The sequence below is a fragment of the Salinivibrio sp. ML198 genome, from assembly GCF_001996015.1.
Classification (GTDB): domain Bacteria; phylum Pseudomonadota; class Gammaproteobacteria; order Enterobacterales; family Vibrionaceae; genus Salinivibrio; species Salinivibrio siamensis.
The window spans coordinates 63,150-84,966 of record NZ_MUEZ01000018.1 but is presented as its reverse complement, the minus strand read 5'-3'; the positions used below and the strand labels follow the sequence as shown (position 1 = coordinate 84,966).

13 protein-coding genes are annotated in these 21,817 nt (G+C 50.5%); 8 read left to right on the top strand and 5 right to left on the bottom strand.

The window, feature by feature from the left end:
* The 6 genes from BZG25_RS12910 to BZG25_RS12885 form a co-directional block, all read left to right on the top strand.
* Nucleotides 1-5,299, top strand: a 5,299-nt coding sequence (locus BZG25_RS12910; RefSeq protein WP_131826116.1) for an Ig-like domain-containing protein, incomplete at its 5' end; no start/stop codon positions are given.
* Nucleotides 5,300-5,362: 63 nt separating this feature from the next.
* The gene (locus BZG25_RS12905) at nt 5,363-7,525 is read left to right on the top strand and encodes a type I secretion system permease/ATPase (protein ID WP_077639208.1); all 2,163 of its coding nucleotides are present in this window, start codon (nt 5,363-5,365) and stop codon (nt 7,523-7,525) included.
* Nucleotides 7,525-8,919, top strand: coding sequence for an HlyD family type I secretion periplasmic adaptor subunit (locus BZG25_RS12900; protein WP_231637435.1), 1,395 nt, complete (start codon nt 7,525-7,527; stop codon nt 8,917-8,919). The genes BZG25_RS12905 and BZG25_RS12900 overlap by 1 nt, the downstream gene beginning before the upstream one ends.
* 25 nt (nt 8,920-8,944) lie before the next feature.
* On the top strand, nt 8,945-10,336 hold the full coding sequence (locus tag BZG25_RS12895) for a TolC family outer membrane protein (protein WP_235606063.1): 1,392 nt from the start codon (nt 8,945-8,947) through the stop codon (nt 10,334-10,336).
* On the top strand, nt 10,333-10,935 hold the full coding sequence (locus BZG25_RS12890; RefSeq protein ID WP_046075127.1) for an OmpA family protein: 603 nt from the start codon (nt 10,333-10,335) through the stop codon (nt 10,933-10,935). The genes BZG25_RS12895 and BZG25_RS12890 overlap by 4 nt, the downstream gene beginning before the upstream one ends.
* Before the next feature lie 37 nt (nt 10,936-10,972).
* Nucleotides 10,973-12,922 carry an EAL domain-containing protein gene (locus BZG25_RS12885; protein WP_077639207.1) on the top strand — a complete coding sequence of 650 codons (1,950 nt, stop codon included), beginning with the start codon at nt 10,973-10,975 and terminating at the stop codon, nt 12,920-12,922.
* Here the strand turns inward: BZG25_RS12885 and rimI are convergent.
* Genes rimI through BZG25_RS12870 form a run of 3 tightly spaced genes read right to left on the bottom strand, consistent with a single transcriptional unit; the run spans nt 12,919 to nt 14,183 of the window.
* Nucleotides 12,919-13,380: a ribosomal protein S18-alanine N-acetyltransferase gene (rimI, locus tag BZG25_RS12880; protein ID WP_077639206.1), complete on the bottom strand. Its 462-nt coding sequence runs from the start codon at nt 13,378-13,380 to the stop codon at nt 12,919-12,921. The two genes, BZG25_RS12885 and rimI, sit on opposite strands and share 4 nt — an antisense overlap.
* Entirely contained in the window at nt 13,373-13,765 is a 393-nt protein-coding gene (locus tag BZG25_RS12875; RefSeq protein ID WP_046075130.1) for a DNA polymerase III subunit psi, read from the bottom strand. The genes rimI and BZG25_RS12875 overlap by 8 nt, the downstream gene beginning before the upstream one ends.
* A gap of 13 nt (nt 13,766-13,778) precedes the next feature.
* Nucleotides 13,779-14,183: a GNAT family N-acetyltransferase gene (locus BZG25_RS12870; RefSeq protein ID WP_131825923.1), complete on the bottom strand. Its 405-nt coding sequence runs from the start codon at nt 14,181-14,183 to the stop codon at nt 13,779-13,781.
* A gap of 334 nt (nt 14,184-14,517) precedes the next feature.
* On the opposite strand from BZG25_RS12870, the gene BZG25_RS12865 reads away from it, so the two are divergent.
* The gene (locus BZG25_RS12865) at nt 14,518-16,626 is read left to right on the top strand and encodes a bifunctional diguanylate cyclase/phosphodiesterase (protein WP_077639204.1); all 2,109 of its coding nucleotides are present in this window, start codon (nt 14,518-14,520) and stop codon (nt 16,624-16,626) included.
* Nucleotides 16,627-16,713: 87 nt separating this feature from the next.
* On the opposite strand, the gene nlpI is transcribed toward BZG25_RS12865, so the two are convergent.
* Together nlpI and pnp are read right to left on the bottom strand one after the other, a co-directional pair.
* Nucleotides 16,714-17,592: a lipoprotein NlpI gene (gene nlpI / locus BZG25_RS12860; RefSeq protein WP_046075133.1), complete on the bottom strand. Its 879-nt coding sequence runs from the start codon at nt 17,590-17,592 to the stop codon at nt 16,714-16,716.
* 68 nt (nt 17,593-17,660) lie between these two features.
* Nucleotides 17,661-19,799 carry a polyribonucleotide nucleotidyltransferase gene (gene pnp / locus BZG25_RS12855; protein ID WP_077578323.1) on the bottom strand — a complete coding sequence of 713 codons (2,139 nt, stop codon included), beginning with the start codon at nt 19,797-19,799 and terminating at the stop codon, nt 17,661-17,663.
* Between the two features lie 416 nt (nt 19,800-20,215).
* Between pnp and prfC the strand changes: the two genes are divergently transcribed.
* Nucleotides 20,216-21,805: a peptide chain release factor 3 gene (gene prfC, locus BZG25_RS12850; protein WP_046075135.1), complete on the top strand. Its 1,590-nt coding sequence runs from the start codon at nt 20,216-20,218 to the stop codon at nt 21,803-21,805.
* The last annotated feature ends 12 nt before the right edge of the window (nt 21,806-21,817 follow it).

Sequence of the window (21,817 nt, the reverse complement as noted above, 5' to 3'; positions counted from 1 at the left end):
CGTGAGCAGCCTGGCCGATGGCGAGCTGACGGTGACCATGACGGTGACCGATGAAGCCGGAAACCAGGGCAGCGTGGATGACACCGCGACGCTGGATACATACGCGGATGCCGGCACGGTCAGCGTGAACGACATCACCAATGATGACGTGATCAACGCGCAAGAAGCGGGTGAGACCATCACTGTCACCGGCAGCGCGAGCGGCGGCGACATCGCCGCAAACGATCCGGTCACCATGACCATCAACGGCACCGAGTACACCACCACCGTGGATGAAAATGGCCAGTGGAGCGTGGACGTGGCCGGCAGCGACCTGGCAGCGGACACCGAGTTCGAGGTTGTCGTGAGCTCGTCGGATGACGCGGGCAATACGGTAGACAGCACCGCGACCTCCACGCACACGGTTGATACCACCGTCCCCAATCCCCCAGTCATCACCAATATCACCGATGACTCAGCTGGTAGTGATTACAGTGACGTCACTATGCACGGAACGGGTGAGCCTGGTGAGACGATTTCGATTTATTTCGAAGGTGAGACTGGGACACCACTCGCTCAGGCAACAGTACAGGCAGACGGTTCGTGGACTGTTGATCTAGAAAGTATTGCCAGTATTGGCATTAACGAAAATGTTCGTTTAGAGGCGGTACAAAGTGATGATGCAGGAAATCAAAGCGAACTGTCGGAGGCGGTTCATTACTGGCACGGCAACTGGGCCAATGCCAATACCGAAACAGGTGATGATTACGTACTGACCGGCGGAGACAATGATACGGTTAATATCATTACTGATGATGCTAACGATCAACTCGTCATTGACGGTGGCGCAGGGAATGACAAGGCGGTATTTAATGCGAGTGTCGACAACCTATCGTTCAGCAAAGATAGTAATGGTTACGTCATTGTTGAAAACAGTGACACCGGAGATCGTGTTGAGCTGCGTGATTTTGAATCGATCAATATAGATGGCGATGACAAGAATATCGATGAACTCTTCACGCCGACTGTCGATATTGTCGAAGATGCCGATGATGATGGCGTGATTAGCAGTGCCGAGCTCGATGGCCAGGTCGACGTTAACGTCGAGTTGCCAGCCGGTGCGGTGGCCGGTGACACCATCCGTGTCAGCGATGGCACCATCACCAACGAGATAGTGTTGGTCGAGGGCGACATCGACAACGGCAGCGTATCGACCTCGTTCGATGCGCCAGCGGAAGGTGAAACCCTCACCGTGACCGCAGAGCTGGAAGACCAGTTCGGCAATACATCAGAACCAGGCAGTGATAGCGCCGTGATTGACACCCAGGCGGGTGACGACAACACTGCGCCGACGGTCACCATCACCGAAGACGCCAACAATGATGGCGTGATCAGCAGTGACGAGCTCGATGGCCAGGTCGACGTTGAAGTCGGCTTGCCAGCCGGAGCCGTGGCCGGTGACACCATCCGTGTCAGCGATGGCACCACCATCAAAGAGATAGTGTTGGTCGAGGGCGACATCGACAACGGCAGCGTATCGACCTCGTTCGATGCGCCAGCGGAAGGTGAAACCTTCACCGTGACCGCAGAGCTGGAAGATCAGTACGGCAATACATCAGAACCAGGCAGTGATAGTGCAAGAATAAACGCGACACCTGATTCAGACGACATACCTGTGTCGACTGATGAAGATAGCGTGTTAACGGGTAACCTTTTACAAGACGGTAATGCAACAGATAGCGATGGGGATTCGCTCACCGTCACCTCCTTCACCATTACTGGTCAAACTGAAACCCACGCCGCGGGTGAGTCAGTCGCGATCGCTGATGTCGGTGAAATTACCATTGGCGAGAATGGAGATTATACCTTTACACCAGCAGAGCATTGGAGTGGTGACGTACCGGATATCACCTACGTCGTTCAAGATGAATACGGCGACACCACGGAGGCAACGCTCGATATCAGTGTGACGCCTGTGGCTGATGCCCCTGAGCTCTCACTGGGTACGCTCGAGTTGGACTTTGTTTCCACATCTCTTAACGCATCAATTTGGAATTCGGTTGATGTGGGTAGTCCAAATGGTGCAGGTCAAGGTGTTGATGCCGAGACGCTGATCAATGCCGTGAATGGCGCTGGAGATCCAGACTCTGAGTCAACGACCAACGGCGCTTCTGTCGACTCCAGTTCGGGGCTCGATGCGAGCCAGGCCATGGTGACTTCAGGATTAATCTATCTAGAGGCAGGTAAAAGCTACAGCTTTGGCGGGTATGCGGATGACAGTGCTGCAATCGTCATTGGTGGCGAAGTGGTTGCGGAGGGTCGATTTGGCAGTCACGGTACCTCTCCAGGTGGTGCAAGTGGAAGGGGGCAATTCAGCGGCGAATTTACGCCATCAGAAAGTGGCTATTATTCGTTAGACGTTTACACCCATAACCAAAATGGTCCGGGTGGGTTCGACATTGAAGTCGCCGTAGACGATGGCGCTGCCGTTGATTTAAATACCAGCAACTTTGATCTTGTGCCCAATGTCGATGCGCTAGAAGACGGTGGCTTAAGTGTCAAAGATTACGAAGGCGATGGCACCGGCGGCTATTACATTATTAATGAACCGGGTGAAGGGCACGCTGGCCAACCGATTAAGTTACCACCAATCAATGCTAGCTTGGTAGATCAAGATAACTCTGAGACGCTGAGCCTCACGTTAGGTAATATTCCTGAAGGATCGACATTGTCCGACGGTAATCAGGAAGTGATTGTCGAAAATGGCTCTGTCTCTATCAAAGATTGGGATTTGTCTAATCTTTCCATCTCTGTGTCTGAACCGCATGAAGGCGAGATCAACCTGCAAGTGACGGCAACTAGCACCGAGAGTGGCAATGGTGACACGGCGAGCGTTACGGAAGAGATTCCAATTTCTGTACTGCCGATCTCGAACGGTTTGTCGGTCTCTGCTTCGTTGTCGTATTCAGGCGATAACCACTCGGCAAATGAGCTTATCGATTACGCAGAACAGCATGATGGTGGGTCATCTGACCAATATGATCAAATAGTTAGCGTTGGTGATAGTAGCTCAGGTGCTGTTGATGTAAATACGGGCAATGGGAATGATCTTATTGTTGGTGGTAATGGCGATGGTTCATATGCGTTGCGTGGAAATGATGGTGATGATGTCTTTGTATCACGAAATGCGAGTGCTGCCTCAACGGCTTATTATGGAGGAAGTGGTGATGACACTGTCTACCTCCAAGGAAACCGTGAAGATTATCAAGTAGAGACTTTTAACGGTTTTAACGATGCGGTTCGCTTAGTTTACCAAGATGACCACACGCAAAATGCTAATCATGATCTATACAGTATCGACACTGTCTATTTTGCGGATGGTAAGTATGTCGTTGACGATGGTGAGCTGACCAAAGTTGCGGATATTGTGCAGCTAGATGTTGATGTGACGTTGAACGATAACGACGGCTCTGAACAAATCACATCAGTGATTATATCGGGGCTGCCGGAAGGAGGCAGCGTACCAGATGGCGAGCAGCTTGATTCAGGTGATTGGCAAGTGCCGATTGATGCATTGCAGCCAAACCCAGGCTCGGATGCTGGTTTCTCCGTCACGCTTGAGTTGCCTGAAGGAAGTGCGCCTGATTTATCCGTGACTGTTGGTGCGACAGAAGTTGATGAAAACGGTAACCCTGTCGACTTGCCTGAATATACAACGGCGCAACCAGGCACAACCGTGCTGCCACCGAGTGATCCTAATGGTGATAACACAATTGAAGGAGGCTCAGGTGATGATGTTATTCTTAGTGATATTGGAGGGGTGGAAGATAACTCGACCGCACCAACAAACTACAATATCGCATTAATTGTTGATACATCAGGCAGCATGGGAGACCGCCTTGAGGATTGGAGTCATCAGTCTAAGCTCGATGTACTCAAAGCGTCGCTGAAATCAATGCTGGCGAATATCGCCGATCATCCTGGTGAGATTAACTTGTCGTTGGTGGACTTCAATAGATACGCAGATATAAAAATTGATGTTGATGATTTCACGGGATTGAGTGAGCACCAGTTTGAGCAGCGTATCGATAATGTGATCGACCAATTGCATGCTGGCGGAGGGACCAACTACGAAGCTGCCTTTAACAAAGCATCTGATTGGTTTAACAGTCATTCGAATGCTAACAGTGAAAATCTGTCTTTCTTCTTAACCGATGGCAAGCCTACTTTCTCAACCAGTAGTGGTATGCAGACTGGATGGGAAATGGATCGCGCTGAGCTCGTGGACTCCATTCAGGCCTATCAGCAATTAGCGCAACAGTCGACGGTGAGAGCCATCGGCATCGGTGATGGTATAAACGCTGATGTGCTAAAGTATTTTGATAATACCGATATATCAGGTACAGACACTGTTTATGATGAATACTATCACTCTCATACAGTTAATGTGGGTGAGGTTGAGGTTGTTTATACTGCCAATGATCTGAGTGCAGCACTCGATGAAGGCGCTAAAGAGATCAATATGCTTCCGGTCGGTGATGATGAGGTAATCGGTAATGCCGGTGACGATATACTCTTTGGCGATGTCATTAACACTGACAACCTACCTTGGGGTGAAAATGGTCTGACACGGCCTGAGTCGCTACCAGATGGATCGGGCGTGGAGGCGTTGACTACATTCCTTGAAATGAAAAATGGCGCAGCGCCTTCTGACATCGAGCTGTATCAGTACATTAAAGATAACCACGCGTTATTTAATGTCGATGGGGATACCCGAGGTGGCGACGATACTCTCGAAGGCGGAGAGGGTAATGATATCCTCTACGGCCAAGGCGGTGATGACACCCTCATTGGTGGGCGAGGTGAAGACACATTAATCGGTGGTACCGGTAGCGATAAATTCCAGTGGTCTCTCGAGGATATGCCATCTTCTGCCGACGGAGATGAGTTAGAAACCGATGTGATCATTGATTTTGACAACCAAGGTGATTCACAAGATACCCTCGCGTTTGTCGATGATTTAACCCAGCTCATTAAAGATGGCCAGGTATCTATTTCATGGCAAACCACAGACAGTGGTGAGGCTGAGGGCACGTTAACTATCGGTATTGATGCCGACGGCGATAGCCAAATGGATCAACATATTGATATTGAAAGCCTGAGCGTCGTCACCAACGGTGGTCAACAAGAAGTCGTGATCAACACCTTGATTGGTGGTCAAGAAGGAGAGCTACGATTGACGCAAGGTGATGATCATGCTGAACTTTCAGTAGGAGACAGCCAAGACCTCGAAATCAAAGTAGATACGGCGGACTGGTAATCGCCATCAGGCAGCGGCTATCATGTCGCTGCCTGTTATTTTTCGGTCAAAAGAGAGACGTAAGTGACTGACCAATCAAGTAATAATCAATCCGTGCAATGGAAGATAGCCGCGGGTGAGCAGCCTACCGACGATCCCTTGCTGGATTGCTTGGTATTGCTTACCGAACACTATGGCACACCCTGCTCGGGCGATGCGTTAGTCGCGGGCTTGCCGATGACCAATGCGTTACTCACTCCAGATATGTTTCCGCAAGCGGCGGGCCGAGCGGGTCTTGCTGCGCGTTTGTCACGCCGTAATTTGGATAATTTAGGGCCACTGCTCTTACCCTGTGTGCTCTTGCTCGCCGATCAAAAAGCCTGTGTATTACGAGAGATCGATAATGAAGCGGGTACCGCGTTGATTCAGTTACCAGAAAATGGTGGCGAACAAACCATGCGGCTCGAGGCGCTCGAGTCGATGTATGTGGGTTACTGCTTTTTGATTAAGCGGCAATATCGCGGCGATCAATCGGTCGACTTGCACCTTCACGACAATAAAATCCACTGGTTTTGGCAAACGGTCAAAGACGCAGCACCTATCTATCGCGATGCGTTATTAGCCTCTGTGCTAGTGAACCTATTCGCGCTGGTCTCGCCGTTGTTCGTGATGAACGTCTACGACAAAATCGTCCCCAATTTGGCGTTTGAGTCCTTGTGGGTGTTAGCCAGTGGCGCGACGCTTGCATATTGTTTTGACTTTTTAATGCGCAAGCTTCGTTCATATATGATTGATATGGCGGGTAAGAAGGTCGATATTATCGTCTCCTCTCGCCTGTTCGCGCGGCTGATGGGCACACCGCTTGTCAATCGAGGAAGCAGTGTCGGTGCAACCGCAAAGCAATTGGGTGAATTTGACTCAGTGCGCGATATGCTGACGTCAGCGACCATCACGACCTTGGTGGACCTCCCGTTTGCCGTCTTTTTTGTTGCCATTATCTATTTGGTGGCTGGGGATCTTGCGATCGTCCCTGTCGTGGCGGGTTTATTGATCTTAGGGTATACCGTCTCGGTGCAGCCTAAACTACGTGCGGCCATTGAAGAGAGTAACAAGTACGCGTCCGAGCGCCATGGCCATTTGATCGAAAGCCTCTCGGCACTAGAGGGCGTTAAAGCCAGTGGTGCGGAAGGGATTGTGCAGCGTAGTTGGCAACAAATGACCGCGCATACAGCCAATTGGAACTTTAAAGTCAAACAAATCACCAATAATGTCTCTTACATTGCTACCTTTATCACCCAAATGATGGCAATCGCGGTGGTGATCCTGGGGGTATACCGGGTGGCGGACGGGGATATCTCCATGGGCGGGATCATCGCTGCAGTGATGCTTTCCAGCCGGGCGGTGTCACCGATGGCGCAAATGGCCAGCTTGCTCAATCGTTGGAATCAAACCAGTACGTCACTGCGGCAGCTAAATGCGATGATGGAGCAAGAGGACGAATTTGCTGACAAAGGACACTTGGTCAGTCGCAAGCGCTTAAAAGGCGAGCTCAGTGCGGATAATCTGGCTTTTAACTATCCAGAGACAGAAAAGCCTGCCCTATATCCGCTTAACTTTCGGATTCAACCGGGTGAGGTGATTGCCATCTTGGGGAAGAATGGCTCAGGAAAAACGACCTTACTGAAGCTGTTAGCGGGGCTTTTTCAACCTAACCAAGGTAGCTTACGGTTTGATGGCGTGGATAGTCGCCAGATACATCCATCAGACCTGCGTCGCAACGTGGGCTATTTGGCCCAAGATGTGACGCTGTTCCACGGCACCATTCGCGAAAACATCATGTTTGGAACACGCCAAGTGACCGAACACCAACTGATGCGTGCGGTTCAGCTGTCAGGCGTGAGTTTGTTTACTGCGCAAGATCATGAAGGCTTGGACAAACAAGTCGGGGAGCGCGGTGAAAGACTGTCTCGCGGCCAACGGCAAGCGGTTTCCTTGGCGCGAGCATTACTTAACGAGCCCCCCATGCTCGTCATGGATGAGCCGACGGCCAGCCTAGATGCACATGCCGAAAACCAGTTTATTAAAGCGATGGAAGTCGCTGCGAAGTCGCGCACCTTGGTCATGGTGACACACAATATGGCCCTCCTTAACATGGCGCAGCGTGTGATTGTGATGGATAAAGGTCGAATTGTAATGGATGGCCCGCGCGATAAGGTATTGAGCAAGCTCAATAAAGGAAGTGTGTAATGGGCAAAATGGTTAAAAAAACGAGTCAACCCACCGATCTCGACATGGTTGATGACGTTTATGGCGCCATGATGACAGACACGCCGCTCAAGTACAGAGCCGTCGTTTGGGTGGCTTTGCTCCTTATCGTCAGTTTTATTGTTTGGGCCGCTTTTGCTGAGCTTGATCGTGTGACGCGCGGCAATGGCAAGGTTATTCCGCCGTCTCATGTTCAGCTTATTCAGAGCCTAGATGGTGGCATCTTACAAGCCATGTATGTGGATGAAGGTCAACTGGTTGAAAAAGGGATGCCTTTAGCGCGTATTGATGACACACGCTTTCGCTCTGACCTTGCTCAACAAGAGCAAGAGGTTGATAGCCTGCGCGCGTCGGTGACGCGGATGTATCATGAGCTTGATAGTGTCACGCTACAACCGGCCAGTAAGCCGTGGCAACAACAAATCGATGTCACCATGCGGCCGATGACGTTTCCTAATGAATTAACCAGCAGAAAACCGAATTTGGTTGCACGACAAAAATCGGAATACCGCAGTCGTCTTGAGAGTCTCAGTAACCAATTAGAAATCCAAGCTCGTCAAATTGTACAAAAAAAACAAGAGCTGGAAGAGGTCGCCTCTAAAATAAAAACCTTGACCAACTCGATGTCAATTATGCAGCGTGAGATCAATATCACACGTCCTTTAGTGGAAAAGAAGATTGTCTCAGAAGTGGAACTTCTCAAACTAGAAAGACAGATCAATGATATGGACGGTGAGCTGACCAACTTAAAGCTTTCACGGCCAAAGATAAAAGCCTCATTGGATGAAGCGATATTAAAACGCCGAGAAGCGGCTTTGCAATTTATCAGTGAAACACGGGCTAAACTGAGTGAAACAGAGGCACGTTTATCACGATTAACAGAAGCGAAAGTAGGCGCTCAAGACAAGGTGAATAAAGCGGTTATCACCTCTCCGGTTGATGGCACGGTGAAAACAATACATATCAATACCCTCGGTGGGGTCGTTGAGCCGGGCGAAGATGTGATTGAAATTGTGCCAACAGAAGATCAGCTGCTCGTCGAAGTGAAAATTTTGCCAAAAGATATCGCCTTTCTTCATCCTGGCCTGCCAGCGGTGGTGAAAGTAACCGCCTATGACTTTACTCGTTACGGCGGCCTGGACGGCACCGTCGAGCACATCAGTGCGGATACGACGCAGGATGAAGAAGGCAATAGCTTTTATTTAGTACGGATAAGAACGGAATCATCACACTTAACCAGGGAAGATGGTACGCCTATGCCGATTATCCCCGGCATGTTGACGTCGGTGGATATTATAACCGGGAAGCGTACCGTGCTTGAGTACATACTCAATCCTATCTTACGAGCAAAAGAAAACGCACTACGTGAGCGCTGAGAAATAGACTAGTAGGAGTAACAACGTGCTGAATTTCTCGCATGTGGTCAATAAAAAGCGTATCGCGACGCTTACCCTGGCAATGAGCTTAAGCTCGCCGGCTGTGATGTCGCAAACCCTAGAGCAAGCGGTGGCGCGCTCTTTGGAATCTCATCCGCAAATTCGCCAAGCGTTTGCACGATATAAAGCCAGTGAGCAAGCTATCGAGCAAGCACAAGCGGGGTATTACCCTACCTTGGATGCAACCGCGGGTATGGGCTGGGAGCGCACAGACTCACCAGCCACTCGCCGAGATACCACCACCGACGATGAGGTTGATTTGACGCGCCGTGAGCTGGGCGTGTCGTTGCGTCAGGTACTTTTTGATGGCTTTCGCACACAAAACGAGGTCTCTCGCACCGAGAATGAAGCCACTGCTGAACAGTGGGCACTGATAGCGACCGCTGAAGACAAGGCGTTGGAAGTGGCACGCGTGTATTTAGATGTACTTGTGGCTGATGAAGTGGTGACGTTGGCGGAGAAAAACTTGGAGAATCACCAAGAGATTTACGATGCCATCAAAGAGAGCAACGAAGGTGGATTTGCTAAAGCCAGTGATTTATCGCAGGTAACAGGGCGTTTAGCGCGAGCTAACGCTAATTTAATGTCTGCACGTAATAATTTAGCGGACGCGCGCAGTGCGTTCACTAAAATGGTGGGTGTAGCCCCTGAAGATCTTCACCTGCCGAGGCCAGATGAATCCATGTTGCCTTCGTCATTAGATGCGTTGCTGGCGCGCGCACTGGAGACACATCCAAGGCTACGCTCGGCACAAGCGGATATTGCGGCGGCGAATGCGGCTCGTGACGGCTCGCGTGCGGCTTACTTGCCTGAGTTCAATTTAGAAGTAGACGCTAACTGGAACGATAATGTGGGGGGAGAAGACGGTGCCGGCCCGCCAGATGTTGGCGGAGAGAACAACAATGTCCAGGCAATGGTGCGTATGCGTTACAACTTGTTCAACGGTGGCGCTGACCGAGCGCGTGAACGACAAACGGCCTATCAAACCATTGAGGCGCGTGAAATCAATGAAATGGCGCATCGTGATGTCATTGAGGGCGCAAAATTGGCTTGGAATGCTCGTACCTATCTTGAACAGCAACGCGATTTTATGCGTCAACATGTCGAAGCGGCAACGGACACCCGTAATGCTTACCGAGAGGAGTTTCGTCTGAATGCGCGCACATTGTTGGATGTGCTGGATTCGCAAAATGAGCTGTTTGAAACACGCCGAGAGTACCTGAGCAAAGAAGCGGACGAACGTTATGCGCAGTATCGTATTTTGAACGCAACAGGGCAGCTTTTAGCCTCCTTACGGGTCGATGTGCCTGCAAGTTGGGATACAGAGTCTTTGACGGGCCAGGAGCGTGAACAATGAAACAGCTAAGCATCGTTTTAATCACTGGACTATTGCTTGGTGGCTGTGCCCCGCAAACTGTTGAACCTATGGAAGACACTGTGACGCAAACTCGTGATCTAACGGATAGCGATAAAGACGGCGTGATTGCCGCTCGCGATCAATGTGGTGACAGTGTTGAACAAGCCAAGGTGAACAATGAGGGTTGCCCAAGTCAGCGAATCGAGCAAGAGTCGTTTGAACTCAACGTTCAGTTTGCGACTGCGTCTGCCCAAGTTCGCGAAGATCAGTATGCAGATATTCGCCGTCTTGCTGACTTTATGCGTCGCTATCCCCAAGCAACCGTGACAATAGAGGGTCATGCGAGCAAGGTGGGCAATGCGTCTTACAATATGCAGCTGTCTCAACGCCGAGCGGAAGCCATTGCCAATGTGTTAGTGACACAGTTCTATATTGATAAAAACCGCGTAGATGCGCAGGGATTTGGGGAAACCCAACCGCTGATTGATGACGAGAGTGACCGAGCGAATGAACAAAATCGCCGTGTGATAGCGTCTGTGTCAGGCGAACATGGGGTAACAGAGAAACGATGGACTATATATTCGTCAGAAGAGCAATAGTTCAGCGAGATAACCTAAACATGAAAAGAGGCGTGGAATGACGCTCCATCAACGTGTGCTCTCGTTTGTCATCACCGCTGCCGTGGTCATCCTTTTGGTGACCACGGCAGTGGTCTTTCATTTTGGTGTCGAACAGATAGAGCGAGAGCAGCAGCAACACTCACGTTTATTAAGCCAGTCACTCGCAGAGGCGTTACCTGTGGTGCTTGAACAGGGTGATACGCAAAGGCTCAATAAACTGGTTTCTCACTTTATCACGATGCCTCAGGTGGAGAAGATTATTGTCAAACCTATGCTCTCGGGAGACCGTCAAGTGTGGGAGTCTGACTCACCGAGCCTGGACGCACCGGGATGGTTTACCCAACTGACAGGGCTCACAACCCGTACCCGCTCAGTCTCAGTGACTAATGGTTGGACTCAGTTAGCGCAATTGACCATAGCGATAGGGCCACAGCGAAACATTGAGACCCTGTGGAGTCGGCTTTTACAGCTGGTCCTAGGGTTAATGGCAGTGAGTGTACTGATAAGCTTAGGGGCGTCGGTCATGTTCCTTAGCGTGACTGCACCGCTGGGTGAGCTACGAAAACGGTTGAAAGCATTAGGTCATGGTGATTTTCATCCCGCGCGGGCTAGGACGCGTGTTAATGATTTGGCGGCCTTACAAAGTGCGTTTAACCTTGCCGGTCAGCAAGTTGCCAAAGTCCAGCAATCGCAGCAAGAAGAATTGGCACGCTTGCGCGATAAATTGATGGTTGACCCTGTCTCAAGATTACCTAACCGAGGCTACTTCCAGCATCAGTTACAAAGTTACATAAAAGACGGCGTGGGTTGTACGCTTGTGCTCATCGAAGTTTCTTGGTTATCGCGACTGCGCGCACGTTATGGTTACCAATATCGTGATCAGTGTTGGCGCTTGCTGGGAGAAGCGTTAACACAAGGGGAGCTGGCACAAAGCCATCAATTAGTGGCGCGTCTAAGTCATAACGAGATCGCGATACTGCTGACGATTGATGAAGAGAGCATAGTGCGTCGCTACTTGAGGCAACTATTGCGCGCCATAAACCAAGAGCTGGAGCATATTGCTTTGCCTGTTAACCAAGGGTTTCATCTTGGTTTGGCGCAAACCCGTACGGATGATACGGCCAGCCTGATGGCCAAAGCGGATAATGCCTTACAACAGGCTAAGCGCCAAGGTGACGTCTATTTCTGGCCCTCTGATGAACAAGCTGACAGTCGTACTCGAGAGCAATGGCGGCAGATATTACTTGATGCGCTGAATAAAAATCCACTCGCGCTTTATGCCCAGCCGGTTCGCCATCGCGATAATCAACATAACTGGCACCAAGAGGTGTATGCGCATCTTTGGGTTGATGAGAGTTGGCTGGCCGCGGGGCAATTGTTGAACCGTATCTCGATGTACGCACTGGGTGAAGAGTTTGATAGGCATGTGTTGGCTCGGGTCGATGAATACGTAAAAGCCAACCCTGTTACGGATAAGTTAGCGGTCAACCTGACGTTAGAAAGTGTTAAAAGCCAGGCCTTCCATGATTGGCTGCAAAACTTTTTGTTGAAAACCTACTTGGCCAATAAATTGACATTTGAGGTGGCAGAAAGGGCAGTGCATCAAGACCTAGAAGCTTGCCAGGCGTTGTTTCAACTCATTCGTGATCAAGGCTTTGAGGTCGGCGTGGACCACTTTGGGCGTGATATGGATAACGTCGAATACATTAAAAATATCGAGCCTGACTACGTGAAGCTCGATATTGGTTTTGGTCAGCCGTCGAGTGATGTTGACGATGTGTTTATTCGTATGTTGGTGAATATTGCCGCGTCTCGGGAAATAAAGGTGATTGCCACGGGAATCGAGCAGTCAGAGCAGCATCAGTATTTTCATCGGTTGGGCTGCCAAGGGTACCAGGGATATATTCTCCCTCCCATTCGGCTTGATAGTGACCACGCGCACGGTGGTCACGAGCGTCGCGACTAAGTCAGTCGCTTTTCCATTATCCAAGCATCTTCACGGTGACCGTCGGCACAGCGGTAATACTGTTGCCGGCGGTGAACCACTCGGAAACCATGCTTTTGATAAAGTGCTTTGGCAGGTATGTTACTCTCTCGTACTTCTAGCCAAATACTGTCCGCCCCAGCACGACGTAGTGTCGCTATCATCCCGTTTAAAAGTACCCATCCCCATCCTTGCCCCTGATAATCAGGATCGATAGCGATATTCAACACTTCGCCCTCACCCGCGATACAGCGTGCATAAAAATAACCGATGATGGTTGAGGGCGTAGTGGCCAAGCGCAGCACGTAGTGATAGTCAAACTGGCGAGGCGAAACCGCCAATTGTGACGCAGACCATGGAAAGAGGTGGGCGCGCTGCTCGATAGCGCTGATCCTCTCAATATCGTCATGATCGAGTGGGGTAATCTGGTAATCACTCATACTGACAAATCTGACGCCAAAGATCGCGCTTAGCCATCGGGTTATCGTGCATCTGCGCTAAAGGAAGTGAATACAAGCTCTTGACGCCATCGACAATGATCTCGGGCGAGTCAATATACCAACACCAGCTAAGATGATGATCACCCAACGCAGCCAAGGCGGCATGGGGGAGTTGACGAGCTTGATCAGCGCTTAGTTTGATACTTTTGAGAATATTGCCAAATAGCCATGCGTCTTGATCAGTGAGTACGTGATCGCAGACCAACAATAATTGGCAGTGGTCAGGCAATTGAATCACTTCTTGCTCTCGGCCGTAGATTTCTGGGTGTCGCAATTGCCACACATCGAGATCCATGGCTTGTAAACGTTGGATATCCGTTAACATGGTTTGGTGACTCTTACGTTGAAGTCGCGGCGGCGAGTTGTTTATACCACCAAGTATCATCCGGGTCTAAGGGGGCAAATTCTGCCTTTTCGGCAACGTCACTGGGCGCAATTTTTAACAGGCTATAGCCCAGTTCAAACAAAGTAGACTCAGCCTCGTCTAACAGTGGCATCACCAAGTCTGCATCTGGGCTATGCCATAACGTAATTTCTTGGGTGTTATTGGCGGTTTGAGCGTCGGTGATGGCAATGTGCCCTAATATCTCTCCCATATCATCAGTTGCAAGGAGAGAAAGCGAGATCTGCCCCGTTTCGCGCAGCTGTTGGAGCTGATCGGCTTGCATGGGGCGCATTAGCGTCTCTCGCCACCAACCGTCTAGTCGAACCAGGTCGGCGGGCGCTTCTGTACGAATCATCATCACAGAGGTAGTGGTTATTAAATGGTGTAGCCAGAATAACGGATTCCCGATCCCGTGCAAGAGGTGACTGTCGTTTGTGTTTGATGCTTACGCAGCTAAATGCATAAATAGTCAGCAAATTGTGCAATATGGCGACACAGTCTCCCCTGTTTGCTGATTTTGAGTCCTTTATCTATTTTTACAGTAAAATATGCGGTATATAGTGATAAAAGCTTGAACCCATGACGCGTGCCTCATAAAGTGCTACTGACAACAAAGTTAAAAGTGTCTAATATATGAGACGCTTGTCTCGACAATGAGATGGTCGAGAGTGATTCCCAGATGTGAGCTTTTCATGCCAATATCGTCGTTAAATGATTGGTTCTACTGCTTAACCGATAACAGTCCGTTTCTTTTTGCCATTCTCGACAGCAATGATTGCTATCTTTACGCCAACCAACGCTACAGCGAGCTGTCTGGCTTGGCCTTGCCGTCGTTAAAGGGGTTATCCGATATCGATACCCTAGGCGAGGCGTTTTATCAGTCGGTCAAACCGCATTATGACAAAGCCAGACGGGGTGAATGCGCCGAGGGAGAGGTGCTTCTTACTGACAACTATCATAGTGCTAGCTTTCACTTCAGTGTTGCACCATTACCAAATGTCGCTGATGAAAGTGGTAAGCCCTGCGTGATCTTTCATGCCGCAGATACATCCGAACGCCAAGTATTAGCCAGTGCGCTCGAAGAGGCGGAGGAAAAATACCACCATCTTAGTCAACTTATCGATGACGGCTGCTGCGTGGTTGAAGATGGCTGTATATTATCAGCGAACCCTGCGGCGGCTGGGCTACTGGGCGTCGGTAGTATCGACGCGCTGATGGGTGAACCTTTATCAGACTATCTTGTGGTGGCAGAGGCAACGACCACCACTATTGACAGCCTATTGCGTGCGCCCCATGGGCAAGGTGTGTCGGTGGTGAGTGCAAAAAACAGCGTGCCGCTGACCGTGTGCCAATCACCGATCCACCTTTTGGGCAAAAAAGCGCATATGCTGCGCCTACAGCCGACAATCACTGACTCGTCGGTTAAGCGCCTAAAACCCACTGAAAAAGAGGATGTCAGCAAAGTCGGTGAGCAACAATCCGCTTATACGGATGCATTAACAGGTCTATATAACCGCTACGGCTTCAGTCGAGAGCTGGATAGGCTAATAAAAGCACAAACGCCATTGGCCATGTTGTACCTTGATGTCGATAATTTTAAAAATATCAATGACTCTCTCGGACACCATGTCGGCGATCGTGTGCTTCAGGATATTGCTCAGCGCTTACGCGCCTTGCTCTCGGCAGATACTATCATTGGCCACTTAGGCGGTGACGAGTTTGCGGTGTTGCTTCCTAAGCCTGCAACGGAAGATGCGCCTGATCAGTTGGCTGACAAAGTGGTCGGGGCCATTAGTCAGCCTTTTGAATTGCATTATTTTAGTAAGTACTTGGCGTGTTCAGTGGGGATGGTGCGTTATCCCAACGATGGAAAAGACGCCCGCCAGCTGCTGCAAAATGCGGATACCGCGATGTATGAGGCTAAAGAGCAAGGTCGAAACCGTGTGGTCGCCTATCATGACAGCATGAGTAAAGAGGCACGGATGCGCCTGTGGTTGGAAATCGAGCTACAAAAGGCCTTACAAAATAACGGCCTGGAAGTGTGGTATCAACCTAAGGTCAGTGCCAGTGATTATCGTATCAACGGTGCTGAAGCCTTAGTGCGTTGGAAACACCCAGTTGAGGGCTATATCAGTCCTGGGCGTTTTATTCCGGTCGCAGAGCGCTGCGGACTGATTGAAGCGCTCGGCCGTCATGTGATGCGCGAGGTCTTCCAAAACGTGCGTCGCTGGCGTCAACAAGGCATATTGCCGGGACGGGTAGCGATTAACTTATCGCCAGAGCAATTTAGCAGCCCCAAGCTGACCGAGCACATGGAAAAGCTGATTAAAGCCACGGGGGCGAAACCAGAAGATATTACTTTTGAGCTAACGGAAAGCGCGGTGATGAAAAACGATGAGCATGCGCTGAATATGCTCAATGCGATAAAATCACTGGGCTTCGCCCTCTCGATTGACGATTTTGGCACCGGCTACTCATCCTTGTCTTACCTTGCCCGTTTTCCGCTTGATGAGCTTAAGATTGACCGTGCGTTTATTCACGATATGGATGCCTTGAGTAAACAGGTGACGCTGGTGGAAAGCATTATTCATCTCGGCCGAGCCATGGAAATGACCGTGGTGGCAGAGGGGGTCGAAACCCGTCAGCAGGCGTCAGTGCTCACTAACCTGCACTGTGACACGATTCAAGGGTATTATTTTCATTCGCCCATGCCTAAGCATGAGTTTGAAAAGCTATTGCTGAAAAGTAAGCCCCACAAGCAACCACCACAGGCCTTGGCGCCCAGTGCGCAGACAAGCTAACCGGATACCTGTTGGTATTACTCATGATCAAAAATAGAGCAGTGAACCTGCTCTATTTTTATGCTTGAGGCGCTATCGAGTGAGGCGCTATGGTCGACGGTAGGCGAGTCGGTTGAGCTCAAGTAACGCATAGCGGTGTTCGACAAACTCATACACGTTGCCCGACATGGCAAGCTTATACAATGCCACGGCGCGATCGTTGTCGCCCTGGAATTGATAGCGTTTAGCAAGGTAAAAGTAAGCTTCACATAAACGTTCTGCTAGCAGTTCATTGTCTTCACCTTGCGAGGCAAGTTGCTCCAGCAGCTCACGCTCACTGAGCTTACCGAGGTACATATCGACAAGCTGCCAACCCCAACCCGAAGCTTCTGCATTCGCTTTTCGCGTTGCCAGCGCTTGTTGCGCCTTGGTTTCCCCCTTCCAATCGCGTTCCACTAAATAAAGCCAAATGAGGCGATAAGGATCGTCGCGATCTTCTTGGTAGTGATGGAGTAAGTCTTGATGGGCCAGGCGATAGCGACCGCCGTAGTACAAGGCGATCCCACGATTACGCGCGGCATAGCTGTGGCTATTATCCAGCTCTAACGTCGAGTCAAAGGCCTCGTAGGCAGCATCATAGTGGCCGTTTTGAGTAAAATAGACCCCAAGAATATTGAACACATCAGGTTGATCCGGCTTTAGTGAGAGAGACTGGTTAAAGTCCAATCGTGCCAAATCGCGCATCCCCAAGCTGTCGTGCATCAGCCCACGCTCATAATGCAATTGGGCGCGTGCGTCGTCACTCAAATCATTGCGCGCAAGCAGCTGATCAATCCGTGCTAGGTGCACTTCCTGCTGCAGGGTAGGCTGTAAAGGGACGGCCATAGGAGGAAATGTCCACTGGCTGGTGCAGCCTGTTAATAGTAACAGCGCCAGTATCGCCAGAGGCTTGTAAAACACCGCCCGTGGCTGAATAAAAAAGGTCATGAAGGCGCATCTCCGTGTAAAAAAAAGGGGGCCTCAGCCCCCTTTATACCATGAATGACGATATGACTCTAAGCGTCAGTGCTTGGTGCTTCTTCTGCTGGCGCAGCGTCAGCAGCGGGAGCTTTTTCTGCCGCCGCTTCTTTCATGCTCAAGCGGATACGACCTTGACGGTCAACTTCCAGCACTTTCACGTCCACTTCTTGGCCGATTTCGAGATAATCAGACACCTTCTCAACGCGTTGATCAGCGATTTGAGAAATGTGAACCAGACCATCTTTGCCGCCAATCACTGAGACGAAGGCACCGAAGTCAACGATACGCTGAACCTTACCGGTATAGATACGGCCCACCTCGACTTCTGCAGTGAGTGCTTCGATGCGTGAAATGGCATCTTTGGCGGCTTCACCGTCAGTGGCCGCAATTTTCACTGTGCCGTTGTCGTCGATTTCAATGGTGGTGCCAGTTTCTTCGGTAAGCTGACGGATCACGGCGCCACCTTTACCAATGACATCGCGGATCTTATCTGGGTTGATGCTCATGGTGTGGATACGAGGCGCGAACTCAGAGATATCGTCGCGTGCCGAGCCGATGGCTTGGTCCATCACATCCAGGATGTGTAAACGTGCGCCTTTAGCTTGGTTCAATGCGATTTGCATGATCTCTTTAGTGATCCCTTCGATTTTGATGTCCATCTGCAACGCAGTGACACCGTCATCCGTCCCGGCCACTTTAAAGTCCATGTCACCTAAGTGATCTTCATCACCCAAGATGTCAGAAAGCACAACGAAATCGTTGTCTTCTTTCACCAGACCCATGGCGATACCGGCCACTGATTTTTTCACCGGTACACCGGCATCCATCAGCGCCAAGGAGGTGCCGCAGACAGAAGCCATTGAGGAAGAGCCGTTGGATTCTGTGATCTCAGATACCACACGCAGTGTGTATGGGAATTCATCTTGGCTTGGTAGAACCGCTGCAATACCGCGCTTCGCTAGGCGACCATGGCCGATTTCGCGGCGCTTTGGCGAGCCAACAAAACCGGTTTCACCGACACAGTAAGGAGGGAAGTTGTAGTGCAGCATGAAGCCTTCTTGGCGCTCACCCATGATCGAGTCGATGGTTTGCGCGTCACGCTGAGTACCGAGTGTGGCGGTGACCAATGCTTGTGTTTCACCACGGGTAAACAAGGCGCTGCCGTGAGTACGTGGTAATACGCCCGTACGTACGTCGAGGGCACGAACCATGTCTTTTTCACGGCCATCAATACGGGGTTCACCCGCAATGATACGGCTACGCACGACTTTCTTTTCCAGGTCGCCAAGCATGCCTAGGATTTCACGTTCATCCAAGGTCTCGTCTTCGCCGAGTAGTGCAGCCACCACTTCCTGCTTCACCTGACCAATTTGCTCGTAACGGGCCATTTTTTCAGTGATTTGGTATGCCTGAGCCAGTGGACCTTGTGCCATTTCAGCCACACGGGTTTGTAGCGCAGCGTTAACTTCCGGCGCTTGCCAATCCCAAGTAGGCGTTCCCACTTCGGCGGCAAATTCTTTGATTGCGTTGATCGCGGTTTGCTGTTGCTCATGACCAAACATCACAGCTTGCAGCATTTGCTCTTCGCTTAGGCGGTCAGCTTCAGACTCTACCATCAGCACCGCACCTTCAGTCCCGGCCACAACGAGGTCAAGTTTACTCTCGTCTAGCTCTGCTGGGCTTGGGTTAAGCACGAGTTCATCATTGATGTAGCCGACGCGTGCAGAGCCGATAGGGCCGTTGAATGGGATGCCTGAGATGGCCAGTGCTGCCGAGGTACCCAGCATGGCAACGATATCAGGGCTAACCGCTGGGTTAACAGATACGACGGTTGCGATGACCTGTACTTCGTTTTTGAACGAGTCCGGGAATAGCGGACGGATAGGGCGGTCAATCAGACGTGCGGTCAGTGTTTCTGACTCAGAAGGGCGGCCTTCGCGCTTGAAAAAACCACCTGGGATTTTACCTGCGGCGTAGGTACGCTCTTGGTAGTTGACTGTCAGTGGGAAGAAACTTTGGCCTTCAGCCGCTTCTTTTTTACCGACGACAGAAACGAATACCGAGGTATCGTCCATGCTGACCATGACAGCACCATTGGCCTGACGTGCCATCACGCCTGTTTCCAATGTCACTGTATGATTGCCGTATTGGAATGTTTTTACGATTGGATTCACAGATTATTTCCTTGTTGCTAAGGGATAAACCCGTTGGTTTATCTCACTAAGTGTTGGCTTTCAGCTGCTCACCATCGCGACTAATGACAGCACGCTGCGCGGGTGTTTGGCCTTCGTGGGCGGTATGCTGTCAATAGTCGCGACCTTATGGTCGACGTTGTTGACTGTGTTACAGCTGAAAGTGGCGCTAATTATACACGTGCTTGGCCGATAACGACACCACGAGGCGGTCAAATGGCAACATTTGTGATGTGTTTGGCAAGCAATATTGACCCTAAAGGATGCAGATAACACGGCGAAGTCAGATTTGTGAATTGAAGCTGACTACAAGATCAGCGAAAATACGCCACCTTTGTGAATGACCTCCTCAGCTGGCGCCTGATTGCCGCCTGAAGCCAACAAGAAGATAACCTGCTATGTCAAATACACTGCTGCAACAGGAAGTTGATAAACGCCGCACGTTTGCGATTATCTCGCACCCAGATGCGGGTAAAACCACCATCACCGAGAAGGTGCTGTTATTCGGACGTGCCATTCAAACGGCAGGCACCGTGAAAGGGCGTGGCTCTAACCAACATGCGAAGTCTGATTGGATGGACATGGAAAAAGAGCGTGGTATCTCTGTCACCACCTCGGTGATGCAGTTTCCTTACAACGACTGCTTAGTGAACCTGCTTGATACCCCAGGGCACGAAGACTTTTCGGAAGATACGTACCGGACACTGACTGCTGTCGATTCGTGTTTAATGGTGATTGATGCGGCGAAAGGTGTCGAGGATCGTACCCGTAAGCTGATGGAAGTCACCCGTTTACGTGATACTCCGATCATCACCTTCATGAACAAACTTGACCGTGATATCCGCGACCCAATGGAGCTGCTTGATGAAGTAGAAAGTGAGCTCAATATTGCGTGTGCGCCGGTATCTTGGCCGATTGGTTGCGGGAAAGGTTTCCAAGGTGTGTATCACATTCATCGTGACGAAAGCATTCTATATCAATCTGGCCAAGGCCATACCATCCAGGAAGCACGTATCATCAAAGGCTTGGATAATCCTGAATTGGATGATGCGATCGGTGCAGACATTGCGCAAGATTTGCGTGATGAGCTGGAACTGGTGATGGGCGCGTCTCATGCGTTCGACCATGAGCTGTTTTTAAGCGGTGAACTCACGCCTGTTTTCTTCGGTACCGCACTGGGTAACTTCGGTGTGGATCATATGCTGGATGGCTTGACTGAGTGGGCACCCAAGCCCATGGCGCGCCCGACCCATGACCGTGAGGTCAAGGCTGACGAGGAGAAGTTCTCGGGATTTGTGTTTAAAATTCAAGCCAATATGGACCCACGTCACCGTGACCGGATCGCGTTTATGCGCATTGTTTCCGGCAAGTATCAGCAAGGAATGAAACTGCGCCATGTACGTTTAGGTAAGCAAGTAAATATTTCCGATGCGGTGACCTTTATGGCAGGGGATCGGTCACGGGCTGAAGATGCGTTTGCTGGCGACATTATTGGTTTGCACAACCATGGCACCATTCAAATTGGTGATACCTTTACGCAAGGAGAAGATCTGAAATTTGCGGGGATCCCGAATTTTGCCCCAGAGCTTTTCCGTCGGATCCGCCTCAAAGATCCATTGCGTCAAAAGCAGCTGCTTAAAGGTTTGATTCAGCTGTCTGAGGAAGGTGCGGTACAGGTGTTCCGTCCGTTGCAATCGAACGACTTAATTGTCGGAGCGGTTGGTGTCCTCCAGTTCGATATGGTGGTGGCTCGCTTGAAAGCCGAATACAACGTGGATGCCTTGTATGAGCCGATTAATGTGGCCACCGCGCGTTGGGTGGAGTGCAAGGATGAGAAGAAGCTGGACGAATTTCAGCGTAAAAACCAAGCGAACTTGGCTTTGGATGGTGGCGACAACTTGACGTACATTGCGCCGACCATGGTTAACCTGAACCTTACGCAAGAGCGCTTCCCGGATATTGATCTCAGAGCGACCCGCGAACACTAATCGGTAGAGGGC